Origin of the sequence: Modestobacter sp. DSM 44400 (assembly GCF_900107175.1) — a bacterium.
Lineage (GTDB): Bacteria > Actinomycetota > Actinomycetes > Mycobacteriales > Geodermatophilaceae > Modestobacter.
Window position 1 is genome coordinate 96,081 of the sequence record NZ_FNOZ01000007.1, and the last position, 22,176, is coordinate 118,256.

Consider the following 22,176-nt stretch of genomic DNA (forward strand, 5'->3'; position numbering starts at 1 on the left):
GTCAGGGCTGCTGCGACAGCATGCTGCCGGTCCGCATGAACCGGCTGTGCCACCCCAGCGCCTCGTCGAGCAGGTGCGGGGTGTGCCGGCCGTCGGCGCCGGACAGGGCCCGGTCGACGTCGTCCTCGAGCATCGACCGGGAGTCCGGGTGCGCACTTCTCGATGACCAGGGCAGCCCGACGGCGCGGCGCCAGCCCCCGCAGGTCGGCCAGCCCCTGTTCGGTGACGATGACGTTCACGTCGTGCTCGGTGTGGTCCACGTGCGAGACCATCGGGACGATGCTGGAGATCGCGCCGCCCTTCGCCGTCGAGGGCGTCATGAACATCGAGATGTAGGCGTTGCGCGCGAAGTCGCCCGACCCGCCAATGCCGTTCTGGATGCGGCTGCCCATCAAGTGGATGGAGTTCACGTTGCCGTGAAGGTCGGCCTCGATCGCACCGTTCATCGCCAGCACCCCCAGCCGCCGCACGATCTCGGGGTGATTGCTGATCTCCTGGGGCCGCAGCACGATCCGGTCCCGGCAGTCACGGACGTGTCGTTCGACCCGGTGACGGCGTCCGGGTCAGCGAGAACGCGGTCGCCGAGGCGAGGGTCAGCGTTCCCGACTTCAGCAGCCCGAGCATGCCGTCCTGGATCACCTCGGTGTAGGCGGTCAGGCCCTCGAACCCCGACGCGCTCAGCCCGGCCAGGACGGCGTTGGCCACGTTGCCCACCCCGGACTGCAGCGGCAGCAGACCGGCGGGAAACCGGCCCCGGGCGACCTCGTGTTCCAGGAACTCGATCTGGTGCCCGGCGATCCGGGTGGAGGCCTCGTCGGGCTCGGTGAACCCGGTGTTGCGGTCCGGGGCGTCGGTCTCGACCACCACGACGACCTTCTCCGGCGGGCAGCGCAGGTACTGCTCCCCGATCCGGTCGCCGGGCCGCACCAGCGGGATGGGCGCGCGGTCACCGATGGCCCGATCTGAGCGACCCGGGACCGTCAGGCGTCGATGACCACCGGGATGATCATCGGGCTGCGCCGGTAGGTGCGGTTGGCCCAGCTGCCCACCGCGCGGGCGATCAGCTGCTCGAGCTGGATGGCGCTGCCCACGCCCTCCTCAGCCGCCCTGGCCAGGGCCTTCTCGATCAGCGGGACCACCGCGTCGAAGGTCGCCTCCTCCGAGACGAACCCGCGGGCGAGGAAGTCCGGGGTCTCGGCGAGCTGACCGGTGTCGGCGTCGACGATGGCGACCACGGTGATGACGCCCTCCTCGGCCAGCGTCCGCCGGTCCTTGAGCGTGCCCTCGGTGGCGCCGCCGACGGTCTGCCCGTCGACGTAGACGTTGCCGGCCGGCACCTTGCCGGTGATCTTCGCCCGGCCACCGACCAGGTCGACCACCACGCCGTCCTCGGCGAGGATGACCCGGCTGGGGTCGACGCCGGTGCGGACGGCCAGGTCGCCGTTGGAGCGCAGGTGCCGCCACTCGCCGTGCACCGGCATGACGTTGCGCGGCTTGACGATGTTGTAGCAGTAGACGAGCTCGCCGGCGCTGGCGTGGCCGGACACGTGCACCTTGGCGTTGCCCTTGTGCACGACGTTCGCGCCCCAGCGGGTCAGCTCGTTGATGATCCGGTAGATCGCGTTCTCGTTGCCGGGGATGAGCGAGCTGGCCAGCAGCACCGTGTCGCCCTCCTCGATGCGGATGACGTGGTCGCGGTTGGCCATCCGGGACAGCGCGGCCATCGGCTCGCCCTGCGACCCGGTGCAGATGACGGCGATCTTGTCCGCCGGCAGCTTCTCCAGGACCTTCATGTCGACCACGAGCCCCTTGGGCACGTTGAGGTAGCCCAGGTCGCGGGCGATGCCCATGTTGCGGACCATCGACCGGCCGACGAAGGCCACCTTCCGGCCGTGCAGGTGCGCGGCGTCCAGCACCTGCTGGATCCGGTGCACGTGGCTGGCGAAGCTGGAGACGATGACCCGCTTGGGCGCGGTACGGAACACCGTGTCGATGGCCGGGGTGAGCTCGCCCTCGGACGTGGTGAAGCCCGGCACCTCGGCGTTGGTGGAGTCGGTGAGAAAGAGGTCGACCCCCTCCTCGCCCAGCCGCGCGAAGCCGCGCAGGTCGGTGATCCGCTTGTCGAGGGGGAACTGATCCATCTTGAAGTCGCCGGTGTGCAGGACCAGACCGGCGGCGGTGCGGATCGCCACGGCGAGCGCGTCGGGGATCGAGTGGTTGACGGCGAGGAACTCGCAGTCGAACGGCCCCAGCGAGAGTTCGTCGCCCTCCTTGACCTCGCGGGCCACCGGCTTGATCCGGTGCTCCTTGAGCTTGGCGTCGATGAACGCCAGCGTCAGCCTGGAGCCGACCAGCGGGATGTCGCGTCGCTCCCGCAGCAGGTAGGGGACGCCGCCGATGTGGTCCTCGTGGCCGTGGGTCAGCACGATCGCGACCACGTCGTCCAGGCGGTCCCGGATGGAGGTGAAGTCGGGCAGGATGACGTCGACGCCGGGCTGGTGCTCCTCGGGGAACAGCACGCCGCAGTCGACGATCAGCAGCTTGCCGGCGTGCTCGAACACGGTCATGTTCCGGCCGATCTCGCCCAGCCCGCCCAGGGGGATCACTCGCAGGCCGCCCTCGGGCAGTGCGGGAGGGGTCCGGAGCTCGGGGTGTGCGTGACTCATGCCCGCAACGCTACGGGGCACGCCTGACGACGTCGCGGACCCGTTCCCCGTTCGGTGCGGCCGGCTCCAGGACGAGCAGCGGTATCCGCCGCCGGGTCCGGCTCTGGTAGCCGACATAGGAGGGGAACACGGTGCACGCCAGCGACCACCAGCGGGCCCGTTCCGGGCCGGTGACCTCACGGGCGACCAGGTCGTGCACCTGGTCGCCGTCGCGGAGCTCGACCTCGGGGCAGGCGAGCACGTTGGCGTACCAGGCGGGGTGCCGGTCAGCGCCGGCCATCGAGGCGACGGCGGCGTAGGTCCCGCCCTGCGCCACCCGCATCAGCGGGGTCTTGCGCAGCAGGCCGGTGCGGGCGCCCCGGGTGGTGAGGACGACGACACGGCGCCCGTCGCGGGCCACGCCGGTGCGCTCGATCAGCTCCACCTCCTCCCGCACCCACGGCACGGTGCTCGGACCGTACTCGCCGGTCAGCATCACGCGGTGGCCTCTACCGCAGGCTCGGCCGCACGGGCACCGACCCGGGAGTGCCGGTAGCCGTAGCCGGCGTAGAAGACCAGCCCCAGCGCCAGCCAGACCACGGTCTCCCGGATGCCGAGCACGGCCACCAGGGCGAGCACGACGACGATGAGCACCGCGCCGAGGTTGACCGAGGACTCTTCGCCGAACAGCCACGGCGGCAGGTCCAGCAGGTTGCCCACGTACCCGGACCACCCCCGGGCGACGACCGCGGCCCCCAGGGCGAACTCCAGAAACAGGTCCCAGCCGATGACCCAGGCGAACAGCTCCCCGGCGGTGGCGTAGGCGTAGGAGTAGGCACTGCCGGCGGTCGGCACGGCGGAGGCGAGCTCGGCGTAGCAGCGGGCGGCGAGCAGCGCGACGACGCCGGCGATGGCGAAGGAGATCACCACGGCGGGGCCGGCGGTGTTCTTCGCCTCCACGCCGGTGAAGGTGAAAATGCCGGTGCCGATGACGACCCCGATGCCGAAGCCGACCAGGTGCCGGGCGCTCAGGTGCCGGCGGAGCGTGCCCAGCCCGCCGTCGCCGCCGGTGTCCGCGTTGATCGTTTCGACGGACTTGGTCCGGAACAGGTGCACCGGCTCACGCTAGGTCGGGCTGCCCGCCCGGCGCCCGCCAGGGCGACGCAGCTCACGGTGCGGGCGCGCCTGTCGGGTCGACCCGCGGGGGGCCGGCCGGTCCGTCGAGTGACACCTCAGCGTGATGGGTCAGGCGGCGGGTCAACGCTGAGGTGTCACTCGGTCGGCGGGCTCAGGCGCCGGGCGGAGGACTTCCCCTTTTTCCTGGAAGGGTGAGAGGCGGGCGCCGGTCAGCCGGGACCGAGGTCAGTTCAGGTGTGCACGCAGCACGCCGACGACCAGCTGGTGGTCGGCCACCTGGGGCAGCCCGGACACCACGACCACCCCGACCGGGCCCACCGACCGCACGGTGACCGGGAACGCGCCGCCGTGCGCGGCGTACCGCTGCGGGTCCAGGCCGTACTGGTCATCGAACGTCGTGCCGGCCTCGCGCGAGCGCTGCCCCACGTAGAGGCTGCTGTGCCCGAACCGGTGCACGACGCGGGCCTTGCGCTCGATCCAGGAGTCGTTGTCCGGCGTCGCGCCGGGCAGCGCGACGTGGAAGAGCACGTGGGCGTTGCGGCGCACGTCGATGGCGATCGGCGCAGCCTGCGCGCGGGCGGCGTCGACCAGGGCGCAGCCGACGTCCCAGGCGTCGTCGTTGGTGAAGCTGCGCAGCTGCAGCTCCTCCTCCTGAGCGGCGATCTCGACCAGGGTCGGGAACGGGTCGGTCACGGTCAGACCTCCTCGACGGGGAAGGTGCGGGTCGGGGAGACGTACTCCTGCTGGGCGGCCACGAGCAGGATCTCCCGGGACCCGGCGTCCGCGGTCTGCCGGAGCAGGCCGTGGACCGAGGCGGCGGCGCGGCCCAGCGCGTCGGCGGCCGAGCGGGTGTCCAGCCAGTGGGCCAGGAAGAGCGCGGCGATGACGTCGCCTGCGCCGTTGACCGAGAGGTCCAGTCGCGGGGTGCGCACCCGGTAGTGCCGGCCGCCCTCGGATGCCAGCAGGTCCACCGCGTCGTCGGGGGTGTCCTCGGCGACCAGCGAGGTGGTGACCACGACCCGGGGGCCGAGCGCCTGGACGGCGGCGACGGCGTCCTTGACCGAGGCCAGCGACCCGGTTGTGCTGCCGGACAGCAGTTCGAGTTCGTAGTGGTTCGGCGTCACCACGTCGGCGACCGGGACGGCGACGTCGCGCAGGAACTCCGGGATGCCCGGGCGCACGAAGACCCCGCGGCCGACGTCGCCGATCACCGGGTCGCAGCAGTAGACCGCCTCGGGGTTGGCCGCCCGCACCGCGGCGACGCTGCCCACGACGGCGTGCCCGATGTCGGTGGAGCCCAGGTAACCCGAGAGCACCGCGTCGCAGCTGCCCAGCACGCCGCGGTCGGCGATGCCGGTGACGACCTCCTCGACCGCCTGCCCGTCGAAGACCCGCCCCTGCCAGGCGCCGTAGCCGGTGTGGTTGGAGAACTGCACCGTGTGTACCGGCCACACCTCGACGCCCAGGCGCTGCAGCGGGAAGACGGCCGAGGCGTTGCCCGCGTGTCCGTACGCGACGTGGGACTGGATCGAGAGGACGTTCACCATGCGCGGAACGGTGGCACACCGGCCGTCCCGCCCCCGCGGTGGCCGCTCAGCGTGCGGCGAGGAACTCCTCGAGCAGCTTCCGGGACGCCTGCCGGTCCAGCGCCGTCTCGCTGATCTGGTCCAAGACGCGTGACGGGGGGCCCCGGCCCGAGGAGCCCGGCACCGTCCGGTCCCCGCGCCGTCGGCCACGGGTCGACGCCGCCGGAGCGCCATTCTCAGCTCGTGGGCGACGGCTCTCTTGCCCCGGTCGAGGACGGCGTCTGCGGCTTCGTCTTCGACGTTTGCCACCGGTCGGCTCACCGAGGTGGCCGGGGCGCCGGTCCAGGTACCGTCGACCCCGTCCCGGGACGCCCGGGGGCCGGCCTGCGCCGCCGGCCGGATCTCGGTCCGGCCCCGGTCCGGTGCACCCGGGTCTGCGCCATGTCCGGAACGGGGGCCGCGATGCTGAGTGCTCCCCCCGTCCTCCCGCTCGGGACCCCCGACGGCGCCGAGCCGAACGTCGTCGGGCCACCGCTGCCGGTCGCCCCAGAGCCGGTCATCGACGGCGGCGAAGACCGGCTGGTGGTCAGCGTGCCCGCCGCCGGCCGCCCTTCGGCGATCCTGCTGGCCGCCCAGCAGCTCTCGGACGAGGCCGACCCGTATGCGCGGCACCACCAGCGGACGCTGGCGACCCAGGCCGCGCGGCGGCAGCGGGCGCTGCGGGCGCTGGTCGACCAGCGCCGCGCCGAGCGGCAGCACGCGGCCGATCGCTGACCCGGCCGCCCGGCACGCCGGGCAGGCTGGTGCCATGGCCTACCTGATGCTCGCCGGCGCGATCGCGGCTGAGGTGGCGGCCGGGCTGGTCGTCGTCGGCGTCGTCCTGCTCAACCTGGGCGGGGCGTCGCACGGCTGACCGGGCTCATCCTTCCGGCAGCGGCGCGCCGCACCGCAGGCAGGTCGCCGTCGGCAGCTCCTCGACCACGCTGCCGCACTCCTGGCACAGGAGAGCGGCCCAGCAGGCCGGGTCGCCGCCATCCGGGTCCTCGGCCCGCCGGGCGGGGACGTCGCGGTGCTCGGGGTCGGTCATGGAACTCCACCTACCTCCTCCGACGCCGTGCCGGTCACACTCTCCCCGTGGACGACGCCCCCGACGACGGCGCCGCGGTCCTGCTCGCCGCCGCCGACCGGATCGAGTCGCTCGCCGCCCGGACGACCGCCGGATCGTGGCAGCTGACCGGTCTGCTCGGGAGCCGGCCCCAGGTGGTCGCCCGGTTCGGCGACGGCTCCACCGAGCACGTCGCCGAGGTCCGGGCGCACACCGGTGAGTGGATCGCGACCCTGTCACCGGCCGTGGGCGGTCCGCTCGCGGCGTGGCTGCGCGCCGCGGGGAACCGGCCGGGACCAGCCGGGGCCCTGGCGGTCGCCCGCCTGCTCCTCGGCTGATCGGGGCGCCCGGGGATCAGGCGACCGCGCCCGGCCCCTGCCGGGTCGCCCGGGCCGGCCGGCCCGGCGATCAGGCGGAGCGGCAGACGCAGCCCCGGCTGACGGTGCCGGACGAGGTCGCCCGGCAGAACCGCAGTCCGATCGGGTCGTGCTCGGTCAGCGGGTGCGGGCAGGCCGCGCATCCGGTCTGGTCGACGGGGGCCGGCTCGAGGACGGGGGTGGTGGTGGTGGTGGGGACGGTCATGGCGGCAGCGGCCTGACTCCGCCGGCTGTCCGGCGGTGTTGAGGAGCTCCCGGTCCGGCGCGGACCGGGGTACGAGGGGACCGTGTCCAGCACGCTACGCCGGACGGGCGCAGCCGGGCAGTCGACCGGCGAGCCGCTTGATGGTGGCGGGTCGCGTGCCCGGGCGGGCCCGCGCGGACCGCCGGCCGGCGTAGCGTCAGCCGTCCTGGAGCCGATCGGCTCCGTATGAGGGAGTCCCCATGGTCGACAAGTCGCCTCGCGCATCCCTGTCGAAGAAGTCGGCCGTCTCGCTCAAGCAGAAGCGGGCGGCCAAGAAGGCCGACGCGGAGGCCCCCTCGGGCATGGAACGGCTGGCCCGGAGTGTGGTCAAGAAGCACTGACCCGGCGGGCCAGCTCCTCGAGGAAACGAGGTCCCGTGCGGCCGGCATCGCCGCCGCGACTGCCGCAGACTGCGCCGGGGAGCGGAGCGCGACGGGGGAGAGTGGCATGGGCGAGCGGCGGGCCGGGCTGGTGTTGTCCTACCTGGCGCTGCGCCGGTCCGTCGGCGTCATCGGTCTGGCGTTGCCGCTCACCCTGGCCGTCGGTGGGCTGGTGGTCGACGGGTCGGGCCTGCATCCCACGATCAGCGACTACTACTACTCCGGCATGCGCGACGTGCTGGTCGGCAGCCTGTGCGCGATGGCGGTCTTCCTGGCCTCGTACCGGTACGACCGGCCGGACGCCGTCGCCGGGACGGTCGCCGGGCTGGCGGCGGTCGGCGTGGCGCTGTTCCCCTCCACCCCGGCCGGCGCATCCGGCGGTGTCGACCCGGTGGGAGTCGTGCACCTGATCTGCGCCGCGACGTTCTTCCTGACCCTGGCCTGGTTCTGCCTGGCACTGTTCACCCGCACGCACCCCGACCTGCCGCCGACCGCGCGCAAACGACAGCGCAACGCCGTCTATCGGGTGTGCGGGGCGACGATCCTGATCTCGGTGGCGCTGGCCGCGGTCACCGGCGCACTGCCCGACGACGGCTGGATGGCCGCCGTGCACCCGGTGTTCTACCTGGAGTCGCTGGCGGTCATCGCCTTCGGCGTCGCGTGGTTCGTCAAGGGCGAGACGATCCTGACCGACTGACCGGCGGCAGGCCTCGTCCGACGGGACCGGGTGGCAGACGGATCGCGCTGTTCGCCGGCTGCCAGGTCGTCCTACGCCCGGTGCTCCCGTGCGCGCTGTGGGCCGCCGTCCGGCCCTGACGGTTGCCACCCGGCCGGCCCGGTGCAAGATGGCCCGGTGACCCGTGCGCCGTACCTGGCCGACCGGCTGCAGGGCTTCGGGACGACGGTGTTCGCCGAGATGAGCGCCCTGGCGTTGGCCACCGGCTCGGTGAACCTGGGCCAGGGCTTTCCCGACCAACCCGGTCCGGCGGCGGTGCTGGACGTGGCCCGCGCCGCGATCGGGACGCCGTACGACCAGTACCCGCCCGGCCCCGGCCACCCCGAGCTCCGCGAGGCGATCGCCGAGCACCAGCAGCGGTTCTCCGGGCTGCCCTACGACCCGGCCGACGAGGTGCTGGTGACCGCCGGGGCCACCGAGGCGCTCACCGCCGCCCTGCTGGCGCTGCTGGAGCCCGGTGACGAGGTGGTGTTGTTCGAGCCGATGTACGACAGCTACGCCGCGGCGGTCGCCATGGCCGGGGGCGTACTGCGGCCGGTGCCGCTGCGGCCGCCGCCGGACGGTACCGGTGCGTGGGCCTTCGACCCCGCGGAGCTGACCGCGGCGGTCACGCCGCGGGCGAAGCTGCTGTTGCTGAACACCCCGCACAACCCGACCGGCAAGGTCTTTACCCCCGAAGAGCTGGCCGCCGTCGCCGCGCTCGCCACCGACGCGGACCTGCTGGTGCTCACCGACGAGGTCTACGAGCACCTGGTCTTCGCCGGTACCAAGCACGTCTCGATCGCCACGCTGCCGGGCATGCGGGAGCGCACCCTGGTGGTCAGCAGCGGCGGCAAGACGTTCAGCACGACCGGCTGGAAGATCGGCTGGGTGTGCGGCCCGGCGCCGCTGGTGTCCGCCGTCCGGACGGCCAAGCAGTTCCTCACCTACGTCAGCGGCGGCCCGTTCCAGCCGGCGATCGCCGCCGGGCTCCGGCTGCCCGACGCGTACTTCACCGGGATCGCCGCGGACCTGCAGCGGCGTCGCGACGTGCTGGTGTCCGGGCTGGCGCGGGCCGGCCTGCCGGTCGTCAGCCCGGAGGCCACCTACTTCGCCACGGTCGACGTCCGGCCCGTGCAGCCCGACGGCGACGGGCTGGCCTTCTGCCGGGCGCTGCCCGCGCGCGCCGGGGTGGTCGCCGTCCCGAGTGTGGTGTTCTACGACCCCGCCCATGCCGAACTGGGGCGGCACCTGGTGCGCTTCGCCTTCTGCAAGCGCGACGAGGTGCTCGTCGAGGCGGTCGAGCGGCTGACGAGGATGGGGAGCGCCGAATGAGGATTGCGGCGGTGCAGCACGACATCGTGTGGGAGGACCGGGACGCCAACTTCGCCCGGCTCGCCCCGCAGGTGGCCCGGGCGGCGGGGGCGGGGGCAGAGTTGGTGCTGCTCACCGAGACCTTCTCCACCGGGTTCTCGATGACCCCCGGCATCGGGGAGCCCGAGGGCGGTCCGTCGGCGCAGTTCCTCCTGGGGCAGGCCGCCGAGCACGGCGTCTGGGTCGGCGGCAGCTGCCCGGAAATCTCCGCGGACGGCAGCGGAGCGGCCGGTGGAGGAGCGGACGGCGAGCTGCCCTACAACTCCTTCGTGCTGGCCGGGCCGGACGGCATCACGCACCGCTACCGCAAGCTGCACCCGTTCACCCACGCCGGGGAGCACGAGCACTTCCGGGCCGGCGACGGCCCGGTCACCGTCGAGGTCGGCGGCCTGCGGATCACCCTGTTCGTCTGCTACGACCTGCGGTTCGGGAACGTCTTCTGGCGCGCGGCGCCGGATACCGACGTGTACCTGGTGCCGGCGAACTGGCCGAGCCCCCGGCGCGCCCACTGGCAGACCCTGTTGCAGGCCCGGGCGATCGAGAACCAGGCCTACGTGGTCGGCTGCAACCGGATCGGCACGGCCGGCGACGGCAGCGAGCACGCCGGCGACAGCCGCATCGTCGACCCGATGGGCGAGCTGCTGGCCACCGCGGCCGGCGTCGAGACGATCGTGCTCGCCGACGTGGACCCGGCCGTGGTCACCGCGGCCCGTGATCGGTTCCACTGGCTGGCCGACCGGCGCGGCTGACGGCTCAGAACCGGACGGGGAGCTCGTCGACGCCGTAGACGAAGGACAGCTGCCGGAAACCGAGCTCCTGCTGCGGAACGGCGAGGGCCAGGTCGGGAAAGCGGCGGAGCAGCGCCGGCAGCACGATCCGCAGCTCCATCCGGGCCAGTTCCGCGCCGATGCAGCGGTGGATGCCGTGGCCGAAGGCGAGGTGGCCGTTGGCCGGCACCCGGGCCGGGTCGAACGCGTCGGGGTCCGCGCCGGCCCAGACCGGGTCGCGGTTGGCCCCGCTCAGCGAGGCGATGACCACGTCGCCGGCCCGCAGCGGGGTGCCGAACAGCTGCATGTCGCGCTTGGCGAAGCGCGGAAAGGCCACCTGCACGACCGACAGGTAGCGCAGCAGCTCCTCCACGACCCGGTCGACGTCGGCCCGTGAACCGTCCCGGACGGCGGCGGCGTAGGCGGGGTCGCGCAGCAGCACCAGGGTGCTGAGCGAGATCATCCCGGCGGTGGTCTCGTAGCCGCCGGTGAAGACGCCGTCGGCCAGCCCGGCGAGGTCGACGTCGGAGATCGCGTCGCCCTCCTCGCGGATGATCTGCCCGATCAGGCCGGGGCCGGGCTCGGTGCGCTGGCGGGCCACCGCGTCGAAGAGGAACGCCCGCTGCTCGGAGACCGCCCCGAAGGCCCCCGCGGCGCCGCCGGTGGCGTCGAAGCGCTGGGTGCCCAGCCGGGCGAAGGCGTCCCGGTCCAGCAGGTCCAGGCCGAGCAGGTCGCAGATGGTCTGGAACGGCACGGGGAAGGACACCTCGCGGGCCAGGTCCGCCGGTGACCCGGCCGCGGCCAGCGCGTCGAGCTGCCGGGCCACGACCTCCTCGATGAGCGGCTCCAACCGGGCCAGCCGGCGCATCGTGAACTCCGGCGTGACGATCTTGCGCAGCCGGGTGTGCAGCGGCGGATCGGTGAAGCCCAGGCCGCCGACGTCCTCGGCCGCGGTGTGGCCCAATCCGCCGAGCAGGTGCCGGATGTCGTTGCTGTAGCTGTCCCGGTCGGCCAGCACCGTGCGGGTCTCCGCGAAGCCGGTGAGCAGGTGCACGGTGAAGTCGAAGGGCAGCGGCAACCGGGACAGCGGGCCGGCCGCGCGCAGCTCGGCGATCCGGGGGAGCGGGTCCAGCCCGGTGCGCTGCAGCGGCACCTTCGTCGGGGCCGGGATGAACGACAGCTGGGACAGGTCGATGCCCCGCCGCTGGATCCGCCGGGCGACCAGCTTGCTGACCCAGGCCCGGGCGCGTGTCCGCACCGCACCCGTCACCCGGCCACTGCCTGGCGGGCATCGAGGGCGCGACGATCGGGGGAGGTCAGCGGGCTCGGACGGGGGGAGTGCACGCGGCTGACGATCTCAGAGATCGTGACCCCGGCGGAAGCACCTCCCCCGGTGCGGCGGGGCGCCGGGGGCCCCGGCTCAGGCCGGCCGGCCACGGCCCTCGCGCAGCAGCCTGACCAGCGCATCGGTGGAGGAGTCCGAGTCGTACTCCGGCGCACCCTCGCTCTGCAGCTTCGGCGCGAGCTCGGCGGCCATGACCTTGCCCAGCTCGACACCCCACTGGTCGAAGGAGTTGATGCCCCACACCACGCCCTGGGTGAAGACCCGGTGCTCGTAGGCGGCCACCAGCTGGCCGAGGACGTGCGGGGTGAGCTTCTGCGCGACGATCGCGTTCGAGGGGCGGTTGCCCGGCATCACCCGGTGTGGGACCACCGCAGCCGCAGTTCCCTCGGCGGCGACCTCCTCGGCGGTCCGGCCGAAGGCGAGCGCCCGGGGCTGGGCCAGGAAGTTGGCCAGGAACAGGTCGTGCATGCCGTCCAGGTCGTGGTCGGGCTGGGCGAACGCCAGGAAGTCGGCCGGCACGAGCACGGTGCCCTGGTGCAGCAGTTGGTAGAAGGCGTGCTGGCCGTTGGTGCCGGGTTCGCCCCAGACGATCTCGCCGGTGGCGACATCGACCGGCGTCCCATCCAGGTGGACGGACTTGCCGTTGGACTCCATGCACAGCTGCTGCAGGTAGGCGGGGAACCGGGCGAGGTACTGCGAGTAGGGCAGCACAGCCTGGGTCTGGGTGCCGAAGAAGTCGATGTACCAGAGCGAGATCAGGCCGAGCAGTGCCGGCAGGTTCTCCTCATAGGGCGCGGTGCGGAAGTGCTCGTCCATGGTGTGGAACCCGTCGAGCATCTCCCGGTAGTGGTCCGGCCCGATCGCGACCATCAGGGACAGGCCGATGGCGGAGGTGAAGGAGTACCGCCCGCCCACCCAGTCCCAGAAGCCGAACATGTTGGCGGTGTCGATGCCGAAGGCAGCCACCTTCTGCGCGTTGGTCGACACCGCGACGAAGTGCTTCGCCACCGCCGCGTCGTCGCCGCCCAGCCCGTCTAGCAGCCAGCGGCGGGCCCCGGTGGCGTTGGTCAGCGTCTCCTGGGTGGTGAAGGTCTTCGAGGCGACGATGAACAGCGTGCTGGCCGGGTCCAGGTCGCGGGTGGCCTCGGCCAGGTCGGTGGGGTCGATGTTGGAGACGAACCGGAAGGTCAGCGACCGGTCGGAGTAGTTCCGCAGCGCCAGGTAGGCCATCGCCGGCCCCAGGTCCGAGCCGCCGATGCCGATGTTGACCACCGCGCGAATCCGCTCGCCGGTGTGCCCGGTCCACGCGCCGCCGCGCACCCGGTCGGCGAAGTCGGCCATCCGGTCCAGCACCTCGCGCACGTCGGCGGCGACGTCCTGCCCGTCGACCACGACCCCGCTCGTGCGCGGATCGCGGAGCGCGGTGTGCAGGACGGCGCGGTCCTCGGTGCTGTTGATGTGCTCGCCGGCGAACATCGCCTCGGTGCGTTCCCGCAGGCCCGCCCGCTCGGCGAGGGCGACCAGCCGCTGGACGGTCTCGGCGGTCAGCCGGTTCTTGGAGTAGTCGAGGTACAGGTCGCCGGCGGAGACGGTCAGCGCGGTGCCCCGGTCGGGGTCGTCGGCGAACAGCTCCCGCAGGTGCACGTCCCGGACCTGCGCGTGGTGCTCGGCCAGGGCCCGCCACTCGGGCGTCTCGTGGATCTGCATGCCATCCTCCTGCCCGGCCGTCGTCCTCCGCACACCCTCCCAGGTCTCCGGGCGGCCCCGCGCCGCCAGGTCACGGTTTCCTCACGGGGTCGGACGGTCTGGTGCCTGGAGGGTCGGCGGGGCCACCATGGTCACCAGGACGGGGGTCTGGGGGAGTCGACATGACCACACACGCCGAAGCCGTCGACCTCGCCGGCGTTCCGGAGCCGGACGCCGGCCGCCCGGCCGACGGGCCCGTCGCGCCACCACGCCGGCCCAACCTGCGGGGCGACCTGGACAGCGTGCTGGATTTCCTGCCCTCCTTCCGGGGCGCGGTGCGGGGCTACGACCGGTGGCAGGTGGACAGCTACGTCTCCTGGGCCGAGCGGGAGCTGCGCGCGGCCCGCCGGTCCGCCGACGAGCTGGCCGCCCGCTTCGGCGCCTGCTCGGTCGAGCTCGAGCGGATCCAGCGGCAGCTGGCACGGTCCGAGGACGGCCGCGACGTCCTCCGGGTCTCCGACCGGATGGCGCAGGTGCTGGAGATCGCGGCCGACGAGGCGGCGGCGCTCACCGCGGCCGGCGCAGCCGAGGCCGACCAGCTCGTCGACCGGGCACGGACCTACGCCACCGCGATGCTGGGGCGGGCCCGCGAGGCGGAGGACGCCGCCGCGGCGGAGACCGAGGCGGCGGCCCGGGCCCGCGCCGAGGCGGCCGAGCTGCTGGAACGGGCCCAGGCGCAGGCGGTCGAGCTGCGGGCCGCCGCGCTCGCCGAGCAGCACCGGCTCGCCGTCGGGGCCGCGCAGGAGCGCGACCGCCTGGAGCGGGAGTCCGCGGCCCGGCGGGCGCGGGCGGAGGAGCAGGCACGGCAGCAGCTCCACAAGGAGGCAGCCGCCGCCGCGCTGCAGATGGCGGCGGCGCAGCGGGAGGTCGGCGAGCTGCTGGCCCGGCGGGACCGGGCACGGGAGTCGCTGCACCGGCTGACCGACCAGATCAGCGAGGCACTGGACGCCCTGGCCACAAACCTGCCCGCGGAGTCCACCCAGGCGGCGGTGGGAGCGCCCCAGCCCACCGGGTGACCCCCTTTCGGCGTCGAGAGCGGGAGAGGGCGCGCGGTCAGAAGTTTCCGCGCTGCTCCTGCTCTCGCTCGATGGCCTGGAACAGGGCCTTGAAGTTGCCGATCCCGAACCCGAGCGACCCGTGCCGCTCGATCAGCTCGAAGAACACCGTCGGCCGGTCACCGAGGGGCTTGGTGAAGATCTGCAGCAGGTATCCGTCCTCGTCTCGGTCGACCAGGATGCCGCGGGACTGGAGCTCCTCGATCGGGACCCGCACCTCGCCGATCCGCGCCCGGAGCGCCGGGTCCTCGTAGTAGGAGTCCGGCGTGGCGAGGAAGGCCACGCCCTCGGCCCGCAGCGCGTCGACGGTGCCGAGGATGTCGTTGGTGGCCAGTGCGACGTGTTGCGCGCCGGGCCCGTCGTAGAACTCCAGGTACTCGTCGATCTGCGACTTCTTCTTGCCTGCGGCCGGCTCGTTGAGTGGGAACTTCACCCGGTGGTTGCCGCTGGAGACCACCTTGCTCATCAGCGCCGAGTAGTCGGTCGCGATGTCCGCCCCGACGAACTCGGCCATGTTCGTGAACCCCATGACCCGGTTGTAGAAGGCCACCCAGGTGTCCATCGCGCCCAGCTCGACGTTGCCGACGACGTGGTCGATGGCCTGGAACAGGCGCTTGGGCGCACCGGGCCGCTTCACCAAGGTCGAGCTGCGGGCGACGTGGCCGGGCAGGTACGGACCGTTGTAGCGGGACCGGTCGACCAGCGTGTGGCGCGTCTCACCGTAGGTGGCGATGGCCGCCAGCCGGACCGTCCCGTGCTCGTCGGTGACGTCGTGCGGCTGCTCGAGGACGGTCGCGCCGCTGGCCGCGGCGTGGGCCACGCACCGGTCGACGTCGGGCACGGCCAGCGCGATGTCGACGATGCCGTCACCATGCCGGCGGTGGTGGTCGGCGAGCGGGCTGGCCGGGTCGTAGGCGCCGGTGACGACGAACCGGGCCGCCCCGCTGGTGAGCACGTAGGAGTGGTGGTCACGGTTGCCGGTCTCCGGGCCGGAGTAGGCGACCAGGTCCATGCCGTAGGCGGAGGAGAAGTAGTGCGCCGTCTGGGTGGCGTTGCCGACCACCCAGACGAGCGCGTCCCAGCCGCTGACCGGGAAGGGGTCCCGCGAGGCGTCGTAGTCGACCAGCCCGACCAGCTGCTGAAGTTCCGCCAGGCTCAGCTCCGCGAGTTTCTCGTCGTCGGTCAACGTCTGTTCCAGGCTCATGAGGACAGCGCACATCGGAAAGCCCAGGTGGGCAAGATGTCTGGCGCGAACTGCCCGGTCCGGTCACTCTGTGTCTGACGCACCACGTCCAGCTAGTCAGGTTGACCAGCTGAGTGGGCGGCAGAGCGGAGGGTCCGATGACCGGAGGTGGCGGTGTGGACGCGCTGGACCTGGCGCTGCTAAGCGCGTTGACCAAGAGCCCGCGGTCGGGGGTGCTCGAACTGTCCCGGCGGGTGGGCGTCGCGCGGGCAACGGCGCAGGCCCGGCTGCAGCGCCTGGAGGAGTCCGGCGTGATCACCGGCTACGGCCCGGAGATCGACCTGGGCGCCGCGGGCTTCGCGGTGCAGGCCTTCGTCACCCTGGAGATCGCCCAGGGCGCGTTGGACGACGTGACCGCGGACCTGGCGGCCATCCCCGGTGTGCTCGAGGCCCACGCGACCACCGGCGCGGGGGACGTGCTGTGCCGGGTCGCCGCGGAGTCCCACGGCGCGCTGCAGGAGATCCTGCTCCGGCTGGGGCGGTCGAGCTGTGTCGTCCGCTCCACCAGTGTCATCGTGCTCTCCGAGCTGGTGCCGCGCCGGGCCCTGCCGCTGCTGGCGGCCGGCGGCGCCCGCCCGGCCGGTCGCGCGCCGGCCTACCGCTCCGGGACGGCGGGCGCCGCACGATGACACCGGCGGATCTGGAAGAGCGGCTCCGTGAGCTCCAGGACGGCGCCCGGCCCGCCGTCGTCCTCGCCTGGTTCGACGCGCTGCCGCCGGTGGACCTGCCCGGGATGTTCGGCCGGTGGCGGAGCGCCGAACTGCCCACCGGGCACCCGTTCGACGGCCTGCTGAGCGCCCATCGCTGGTACGGCAAGGAGGCCATCGACGCGGAGACGGTCCACCCGCTGTTGTTCCCCGACAGGGCAGGCGTGCCGCACCCGCTCGACCCGACGCTGGCGCCGCTGTGGTTGCTGCGCGCCGTGCCGGGCCTGCTGCGCAGCCCCGTGGCCCGGCACGGGTTCGCCGCCGTCCGTCCGCTGCTGCGCACCGACCGGCCGCAGGCGCGGCTGAGCCGGCTGGAGCACCGCGGCGTGCTGACCGCGGCGCTGGTCTACGACCGGCTGCCGGTGGTCGACGCCTTCCGGCGGGTCTCCGCCGACACGCTGCTCGGGCTGATGGACCTGCGGGGCATGCCGGCGCCGTTCCCTTTCGTGCTGCGCCGCGACCCGCCGGCCTGACCGACCCGGGCGGTCAGCGAGCGGCGCCCCGCAGCCGCCGCCGGCGGTGGGCGGCCATCCGCACGGGCGTGTCGACGAGGCCGTGCCTGTCGTAGCCGCCGAGCCGCTGCACGACCTCGAAGAACACCCGGTCGCCGAGCACCTCGGTGGCCAGGTGCAGGTACGCGCCGACGTCGTCCTCGTCGTACATCAGGCCGTACTCCCGGACGGCGGCCAGCAGCGCAGGGTCCAGGTCGAAGCGGGCGTCGAGGTCGTCGGCGTAGTTGGCCGGCAGCGGCAGCAGCAGGGCTTCCGCGGCCCGCAGGACCCGGGCGGTGGCCACCACGTCGTCGGTGGCAAAGGCGACGACTGGGGGTAGGGGACCCCGGCGCCCAGCCGCCGCGGCGGAGCGCGGCCACGCTGAGGGTCAGCCGGACGGCCCTGTCGGGCCGGGTGACGGCGCGGGAGCGCACCATCCCGAGGGGCGCTGGCACCTCGGTGACCGGCTGCGGATCCAGGCCCAGCACCGCCCGGGAGAACAGCCCGACCTCGTCGAAGGCGTCGAAGGGCTGGGTGAGCCCGACGTGGTCGACGCCGGTCAGCCCGGCACCGCCGCCGTCCGTCGCGCCGGTGGGCAGGAAGTCCGCCGGCCAGCCGCCGGGGGTGGGTGCGGGTGGAGAAGACCTGCGTGCCGTCGGCGACCCCGGTACTCCGGCATGGCCATCGGCACCCAGATCGGCTTCGCGCTGGGCGGGTTCTCCCCGGCCATCGCCGCCGGCATCGTCGGCGACGGCCCGAGCGGCTGGCTCCCGGTGGCCTTCCTGACCGCCGGTGCGGCGACCGTTGCCGGGCCGACGGCCACCCGGCCGCGGGGTCGCCGGCTGCCTGGGCCGGGTCAGCTGGTGAGCATGCCGCCCTCGACCGGCAGCGTGGCGCCGGTGACGTACCCGCCGGCGTCGCTGGCCAGGAACACCAGCGCGGCCGCCAGCTCCATCGGATCGCCCATCCGGCCGACCAGCACCCGCGGCAACTGCGACTCCAGGTAGCCCGCGGCGTAGGAGTCGGTCATCTCGGAGGTGAAGAACCCCGGCGCCAGCGCGTTGACCCGGATGCCCCGGCGCCCGGTCCACTGCTGGGCGAGGTCCCGGGTGAGCCCGATCAGCCCCGCCTTGCTCGCGGCGTAGGCCGCCTGCGGCAGCCCGGCCGTGGTCAGCCCCAGCACGCTGGAGATGTTGACGATGGAGCTGCCCGGCTGCATCACCCGTCCGCAGGCCTGGGCCATCCAGTAGCAGCCGTGCAGGTTGACGTCCACGACCTCGCGGAACTGCTCGGGGGTCTCCCGGGTGGCCGGGACGGCGGTGCCCACGCCGGCGTTGTTGACCAGCACGTCGACCTTGCCGAACTCGGCCACGGCCGCGTCGACGAGGGCCTGGCAGTCCTCCGGCGAGGTCACGTCGGTGCGGACGGCGAGCGCGCGCCGGCCCACCGCCTCGACCGTCGCCACCGTGTCGGCCAGCCGCTCGGCCCGGCGGGCGCCGAGGACGACGTCAGCACCGGCCTCGGCCAACGCGCGGGCGAACACCGCGCCCAGCCCGGACGACGCGCCGGTCACGATCGCCACCCGCCCGTCGAGGGAGAACATGTCGAGGACTGTGCGCTCGCTCATCGACGCACCTCCGGTGTAGGAACGGAACGCCCACGTCGTGCTGTCAAGCGCCTCATCGGTGCTGCTCCGTCATCGTCGGTGCGGGGCTTCGTCGTCCTCACCCTGCCACTGCCCGGCGGGGCGCGCTCAGCCCGGCAGGTTCACCACGACGCCGTCGGTGGCGCTGCGCCGGGCGGCGTCCAGCACGACCGCGGTGGCGACGGCGTCGCGGGGGTCGACCGGCACCGGTCCCCGGCCGCGCACGGCGGCGGCGAACGCGGGGTAGAAGGTGTCCCACGCGCCGGGCAGCGTGCGCACCGGCTCGCCGGGGTCTCCCCGGTGCACCCGGCCCCACCGCTCGGCCGTTTCCACACCCCACTCAGTGCCCTGGGTGGCCGGCGTCCGCCCGGCGACGAGAGCGTCCTCCTGGCCGTCGATGCCGCCGTCGGTGCCCACTATGTAGCTGCCGGCCGACCCGGTCACCCGGAACCGCGGCCCCGGTGCGCCCTGGCTCCAGCTGCCCCACAGCTGCGATCGGGTGCCGCCGGTGTGGGTGAGGGCCAGGAACACGTCGTCGTCCAGGCCGGTGTCCCGCAGCCGCCACTCCGCGTAGACCGTGTCGACCGGCCCGAACAACACCAGGGCCTGGTCGACCAGGTGGCTGCAGAAGTCCAGCAGCGTGCCGCCACCGGAGGCGCCGGGACCGGCGTCGGGCGCCAGCCGCTCGAACCGGGACTCGAACCGGGTCACCTTCCCCAGCGCGCCGTCGGCCACCAGCGCCGAGACGGTGCGGAAGTCGGAGTCCCACCGCCGGTTCTGGTACGGCGCGAGCGCCAGGCCGCGGCGTTCGGCGAGCTGCACGCTGGTCCGCGCGGCCGCGGCGTCGAGGGCGAACGGCTTGTCGCAGACGACGGCCAGGTCCAGCTCCAGGGCCCGGTCGGTGAGCGCCGTGTGGGTGTCGGCCGGAGTTGAAATGGCCACCGCCTCGACACCGGCGGCCGCGAGCGCCTCGAGGGAGTCGACGGCGGGCACGCCGGGGTGCTCCCGGCGCACCTGCTCGCGACGCTGGGGAGAGGCGGTGACCACCCCGACGAGCTCGCACTCCGGGGCAGCGGCCAGCAGCGGGGCGTGGAAGTACCGCCCGCCGAAGCCGTAGCCGACCAGGCCGAACCGGACCGGGGTGGTGTCATCCGCCGTGTCGTCCTCGATCATGGCAGCTCCGGCGTCCGCACGACCGGCACGCCGGGTCGGTGGAGGGACCGGGTCGGTGGAGGGATCAGCCTGAGGGCCGGGCATGCTGCCGCCGGCTCCGGCGCAGCCGGACGGCGTAACCGAGGGCGGACAGGCCGAACAACGCCGCGGTGATCAGCAGCCAGTGCTCCAGGTAGGGGTCGGTGGACATGCTCGTGGTCACCGCGTAGCGGTGGCCGGCGAACTGCAAGATCAGCGGTGCGTACAGCAGGAGGAGCACCGCAGACAGGGCCAGTGGCACCCGCAGGTAGTTGATCCACGGAGCCTGCGGAAGCTCGGGTGCTCCGCGCCGCCGCCACGCGTGGACCAGCCCGCTGTCGACGACGGAGTACAGCGGAAGCAGCAGGAGGTCGTGCGCGATCGCCGCGCCGATGAACCACACTGCGATGCCGAGGGGATTGGCCGGCACCAGTTTCAGTGCGGCGTACCCGGCGAGCGCGAGACTGGCCAGCATCGTCAGCAGGTGCAGGGGATGGGCGCCGTAGCGGGCACGGAAACGTCGCATCATCAGGCCTGGAAGTCCAGTCGGCCGACCCACTTGGTGTTGTGGACGCCGGGGTTGTTCGGCACGATCACCCGGGCCGGATAACCGTGGTCCAGGGACAGGTCGGCATCGTTCACCCGCAGCGCCAGCAGGCTGTCCGGGTCGAGGACCTGGTTGCGCCGCAGCGTCGCCGACCGGAACAGCCCTCCGGTCTGGATCGACTCCACGAGGACGCTGCCCGGCTCGGGGGCCCCGGCGAGGCGGGCGAGGTCCCGCAGCTGCACCCCGGTCCAGGCCTGGTTCCGGGTCGACCAGCCCTCCACGCACGCGATCGGCAGGTGTGCCGTGTGCTGCGGCATCGCCAGCAGGTCGTCGCGGGTCAGGGTCATCGACGTCCCGCCGCCGCGGAGCTCCAGCTGCCAGCCGTCGGTCTCCGCCGTGCTGATCGCCGCCTCCTCCGCGGTCTTGTTGATCTGGAAGTCGTTCGGCCCGTGGCCGAGGGTCTGCCCGCGGGGAGCGAGCAGTGCAGTGGGCCGCAGCGCACCGCCGATGCTCTGCCCCACGGTCAGCAGCAGGACGGTGAGTGAACCGGCACCGACCAGGCCCAGGGCGCCCCGCCGGGAGATCGTCGGGGCGGCCGGGTTCGGGCTGACCAGGTCGTCGGGATCCGGTGGCTCGGGCCGGGTGTGGGCGGTGTCGGTGTGTAGCTCGTCCCGGAAGCTCCGTGAACGCAGGGCGGTCACCATGCGCCGGGACTTCAGGGCCACGTGGGCGGCGAAGGCGGCGATGAAGATCCAGGCGCCGTAGAGGTGGACCGTGTAGAAGGACGCCGGGAAGACGTACCAGTACTGGATGTTCACGATGCCGGTGACGAACTCGAACACCGCCCCGCCGACCAGCAGGAGCAGGGAGATCCGTTCCAGGAACTGGGCAGGTGACCGCACCGGAGGCCAGTCGAACAGCTTCGGGATGACCGACCACAGCTTGCCCAGCAGGACCGGGACGAGGATCAGCCCGAGCGTGACGTGCACCCCCTGGGTGAACCGGTAGAGCCAGTACGGCTGCGTGGGCCAGTGGAACAGGTAGAAGCCGAGGAGACCCTTGTCCGGCGTCAGGTCGTTGCTGCCGAGGTCGGGGTTGTACGCCGCGTAGGACAGCAGGCCGGTGACGAACACGATGGTGATGCCGATGAGCAGGACGAGACCGAAGACGGCGGTCAGCCACGGTCCCCGGATCGGGCTGCGCCAGAAGCCCCGTCGGGTCGGCCCCGGCGGGGGATGCTCCCCGATCCAGCGCACCCATCGTGGCGAGCGGGGCCGCGCTGCATCGGTCGGCGGGGCATGGTCCTGCTGATCGGTCATCGATGGTCCTCCCCCTGATGCGTAGCAGATGATCCAGCGGCGCGACACTCGACGGGGGCGAGCTGAGGCAGGCAGCGCCCGGTGTCCGACGGGCTGACCGGCCCGCGGTCGGGAGCGGACGCGCTTCCGGCACAGCCGGGCCCGGGACGGGGCAGGATGGGTCCCAGGACACCCGGAGAGGTTCCCGCGGCAGCGCGGGTCGGGATGCCGGCAGAGACGTCGAACAGTGCAGGAGTAGGAAGATGCCGCAGGGCACGGTCAAGTGGTTCAACGCCGAGAAGGGCTTCGGGTTCATCGAGGCCGACGAGGGCGGGCCGGACGTGTTCGTCCACTTCTCGGCCATCGCCGAGGACGGCGGCTACCGCAGCCTGGACGAAGGACAGCGTGTGGACTACGAGGCCGCGCCCGGTGACCGGGGCCCGCAGGCCGAGCGGGTCCAGCCGCTCGGCGGCGCGCCGGGGCGTGCCCCGGTGCGGCAGGACTCCGGCCGGGGGCGGGACTCCGGACGGGGGCGCGACTCGGGCCGCGACTCGGGCCGCGACCGTGCGCCGCGCGGTGGCAGCGGTGGCGCCGAGGGCACGGTGAAGTGGTTCAACGCCGAGAAGGGCTTCGGGTTC

General features: G+C 73.3%; 26 protein-coding genes and 2 pseudogenes. 10 read left to right on the plus strand and 18 right to left on the minus strand.

Translation table 11 applies throughout. From position 1 onward, the window contains the following. Position 1: 1 nt before the first annotated feature. The 8 genes and pseudogenes from BLW04_RS29130 to pdxY all read right to left on the minus strand — a co-directional run bounded on the left by BLW04_RS29130 (position 2) and on the right by pdxY (position 5,329). Positions 2-133, minus strand: coding sequence for a hypothetical protein (locus tag BLW04_RS29130; protein WP_256375469.1), 132 nt, complete (start codon positions 131-133; stop codon positions 2-4). A gap of 76 nt (positions 134-209) precedes the next feature. After that, positions 210-509 (minus strand): annotated as a pseudogene (locus BLW04_RS29515) (acetyl-CoA hydrolase/transferase C-terminal domain-containing protein); the annotation flags it as partial. Between the two features lie 16 nt (positions 510-525). Then, positions 526-927, minus strand: coding sequence for a hypothetical protein (locus BLW04_RS27380; protein WP_217630884.1), 402 nt, complete (start codon positions 925-927; stop codon positions 526-528). 53 nt (positions 928-980) lie between these two features. Continuing rightward, positions 981-2,666: a ribonuclease J gene (locus BLW04_RS07065; RefSeq protein WP_091538065.1), complete on the minus strand. Its 1,686-nt coding sequence runs from the start codon at positions 2,664-2,666 to the stop codon at positions 981-983. 10 nt (positions 2,667-2,676) lie between these two features. Further along, positions 2,677-3,141, minus strand: coding sequence for a nitroreductase family deazaflavin-dependent oxidoreductase (locus BLW04_RS07070; protein WP_254781152.1), 465 nt, complete (start codon positions 3,139-3,141; stop codon positions 2,677-2,679). Next, on the minus strand, positions 3,141-3,761 hold the full coding sequence (locus BLW04_RS07075; RefSeq protein ID WP_091538067.1) for an amino acid permease: 621 nt from the start codon (positions 3,759-3,761) through the stop codon (positions 3,141-3,143). The genes BLW04_RS07070 and BLW04_RS07075 overlap by 1 nt, the downstream gene beginning before the upstream one ends. A gap of 246 nt (positions 3,762-4,007) precedes the next feature. Further along, complete coding sequence (locus tag BLW04_RS07080; RefSeq protein WP_091538068.1) at positions 4,008-4,475, minus strand: heme-degrading domain-containing protein; 468 nt, start codon at positions 4,473-4,475, stop codon at positions 4,008-4,010. A 2-nt stretch (positions 4,476-4,477) separates the two neighbouring features. Next, positions 4,478-5,329 (minus strand): pyridoxal kinase PdxY, encoded by an 852-nt coding sequence (gene pdxY / locus BLW04_RS07085; RefSeq protein WP_217630885.1) that lies wholly within the window; start codon positions 5,327-5,329, stop codon positions 4,478-4,480. 441 nt (positions 5,330-5,770) lie between these two features. On the opposite strand from pdxY, the gene BLW04_RS25770 reads away from it, so the two are divergent. Continuing rightward, a complete protein-coding gene (locus tag BLW04_RS25770; RefSeq protein WP_139306760.1) occupies positions 5,771-6,082 on the plus strand; it encodes a hypothetical protein in 312 nt (103 codons plus the stop codon). A 145-nt stretch (positions 6,083-6,227) separates the two neighbouring features. Here the strand turns inward: BLW04_RS25770 and BLW04_RS26535 are convergent, their stop codons facing one another. Continuing rightward, positions 6,228-6,395 carry a hypothetical protein gene (locus BLW04_RS26535; RefSeq protein ID WP_175483930.1) on the minus strand — a complete coding sequence of 56 codons (168 nt, stop codon included), beginning with the start codon at positions 6,393-6,395 and terminating at the stop codon, positions 6,228-6,230. 47 nt (positions 6,396-6,442) lie between these two features. On the opposite strand from BLW04_RS26535, the gene BLW04_RS07095 reads away from it, so the two are divergent. Next, a complete protein-coding gene (locus BLW04_RS07095; RefSeq protein ID WP_091538070.1) occupies positions 6,443-6,751 on the plus strand; it encodes a hypothetical protein in 309 nt (102 codons plus the stop codon). Between the two features lie 70 nt (positions 6,752-6,821). On the opposite strand, the gene BLW04_RS26540 is transcribed toward BLW04_RS07095, so the two are convergent. After that, complete coding sequence (locus tag BLW04_RS26540; protein ID WP_175483931.1) at positions 6,822-6,995, minus strand: RGCVC family protein; 174 nt, start codon at positions 6,993-6,995, stop codon at positions 6,822-6,824. Positions 6,996-7,234: 239 nt separating this feature from the next. Between BLW04_RS26540 and BLW04_RS26545 the strand changes: the two genes are divergently transcribed. The 4 genes from BLW04_RS26545 to BLW04_RS07110 all read left to right on the plus strand — a co-directional run bounded on the left by BLW04_RS26545 (position 7,235) and on the right by BLW04_RS07110 (position 10,252). Beyond that, positions 7,235-7,375, plus strand: coding sequence for a hypothetical protein (locus BLW04_RS26545; RefSeq protein WP_175483932.1), 141 nt, complete (start codon positions 7,235-7,237; stop codon positions 7,373-7,375). Between the two features lie 106 nt (positions 7,376-7,481). Next, positions 7,482-8,111: a hypothetical protein gene (locus tag BLW04_RS07100; RefSeq protein ID WP_091538071.1), complete on the plus strand. Its 630-nt coding sequence runs from the start codon at positions 7,482-7,484 to the stop codon at positions 8,109-8,111. Positions 8,112-8,267: 156 nt separating this feature from the next. Next, positions 8,268-9,464, plus strand: a complete 1,197-nt coding sequence (locus tag BLW04_RS07105) for a pyridoxal phosphate-dependent aminotransferase (protein ID WP_091538072.1) — start codon at positions 8,268-8,270, stop codon at positions 9,462-9,464. An 11-nt stretch (positions 9,465-9,475) separates the two neighbouring features. Beyond that, positions 9,476-10,252: a nitrilase-related carbon-nitrogen hydrolase gene (locus BLW04_RS07110; RefSeq protein ID WP_254781148.1), complete on the plus strand. Its 777-nt coding sequence runs from the start codon at positions 9,476-9,478 to the stop codon at positions 10,250-10,252. Between the two features lie 4 nt (positions 10,253-10,256). On the opposite strand, the gene BLW04_RS07115 is transcribed toward BLW04_RS07110, so the two are convergent. Further along, positions 10,257-11,528: a cytochrome P450 gene (locus BLW04_RS07115; RefSeq protein WP_254781149.1), complete on the minus strand. Its 1,272-nt coding sequence runs from the start codon at positions 11,526-11,528 to the stop codon at positions 10,257-10,259. A 162-nt stretch (positions 11,529-11,690) separates the two neighbouring features. Continuing rightward, on the minus strand, positions 11,691-13,322 hold the full coding sequence (pgi, locus tag BLW04_RS07120; protein WP_091538075.1) for a glucose-6-phosphate isomerase: 1,632 nt from the start codon (positions 13,320-13,322) through the stop codon (positions 11,691-11,693). A 161-nt stretch (positions 13,323-13,483) separates the two neighbouring features. On the opposite strand from pgi, the gene BLW04_RS07125 reads away from it, so the two are divergent. Further along, entirely contained in the window at positions 13,484-14,377 is an 894-nt protein-coding gene (locus BLW04_RS07125) for a hypothetical protein (protein WP_091538076.1), read from the plus strand. Between the two features lie 37 nt (positions 14,378-14,414). On the opposite strand, the gene hppD is transcribed toward BLW04_RS07125, so the two are convergent. Further along, complete coding sequence (gene hppD / locus BLW04_RS07130; RefSeq protein WP_091538077.1) at positions 14,415-15,620, minus strand: 4-hydroxyphenylpyruvate dioxygenase; 1,206 nt, start codon at positions 15,618-15,620, stop codon at positions 14,415-14,417. 137 nt (positions 15,621-15,757) lie between these two features. Here hppD and BLW04_RS07135 point away from each other — a divergent pair, with 137 nt between their 5' ends. Both BLW04_RS07135 and BLW04_RS07140 read left to right on the plus strand, forming a co-directional pair. After that, positions 15,758-16,288, plus strand: coding sequence for an Lrp/AsnC family transcriptional regulator (locus tag BLW04_RS07135; RefSeq protein ID WP_091538078.1), 531 nt, complete (start codon positions 15,758-15,760; stop codon positions 16,286-16,288). Next, positions 16,285-16,839 carry a DUF4334 domain-containing protein gene (locus BLW04_RS07140; RefSeq protein ID WP_091538079.1) on the plus strand — a complete coding sequence of 185 codons (555 nt, stop codon included), beginning with the start codon at positions 16,285-16,287 and terminating at the stop codon, positions 16,837-16,839. Before BLW04_RS07135 ends, BLW04_RS07140 begins: the two co-directional genes overlap by 4 nt. A gap of 13 nt (positions 16,840-16,852) precedes the next feature. On the opposite strand, the gene BLW04_RS27385 is transcribed toward BLW04_RS07140, so the two are convergent. The 5 genes from BLW04_RS27385 to BLW04_RS07165 all read right to left on the minus strand — a co-directional run bounded on the left by BLW04_RS27385 (position 16,853) and on the right by BLW04_RS07165 (position 21,559). After that, positions 16,853-17,161, minus strand: a complete 309-nt coding sequence (locus BLW04_RS27385; protein ID WP_139306761.1) for a hypothetical protein — start codon at positions 17,159-17,161, stop codon at positions 16,853-16,855. A 552-nt stretch (positions 17,162-17,713) separates the two neighbouring features. Continuing rightward, on the minus strand, positions 17,714-18,484 hold the full coding sequence (locus BLW04_RS07150; RefSeq protein ID WP_091538081.1) for an SDR family NAD(P)-dependent oxidoreductase: 771 nt from the start codon (positions 18,482-18,484) through the stop codon (positions 17,714-17,716). A 126-nt stretch (positions 18,485-18,610) separates the two neighbouring features. Beyond that, positions 18,611-19,675 carry a Gfo/Idh/MocA family protein gene (locus tag BLW04_RS07155; protein WP_091538082.1) on the minus strand — a complete coding sequence of 355 codons (1,065 nt, stop codon included), beginning with the start codon at positions 19,673-19,675 and terminating at the stop codon, positions 18,611-18,613. A 64-nt stretch (positions 19,676-19,739) separates the two neighbouring features. After that, positions 19,740-20,222, minus strand: coding sequence for a hypothetical protein (locus BLW04_RS07160; RefSeq protein WP_217630886.1), 483 nt, complete (start codon positions 20,220-20,222; stop codon positions 19,740-19,742). Beyond that, the gene (locus BLW04_RS07165; RefSeq protein ID WP_091538084.1) at positions 20,222-21,559 is read right to left on the minus strand and encodes a molybdopterin-dependent oxidoreductase; all 1,338 of its coding nucleotides are present in this window, start codon (positions 21,557-21,559) and stop codon (positions 20,222-20,224) included. Before BLW04_RS07165 ends, BLW04_RS07160 begins: the two co-directional genes overlap by 1 nt. A gap of 242 nt (positions 21,560-21,801) precedes the next feature. Here BLW04_RS07165 and BLW04_RS28200 point away from each other — a divergent pair. Then, positions 21,802-22,002, plus strand: a pseudogene (locus BLW04_RS28200) (cold-shock protein); the annotation flags it as partial. Positions 22,003-22,176: the final 174 nt, after the last annotated feature.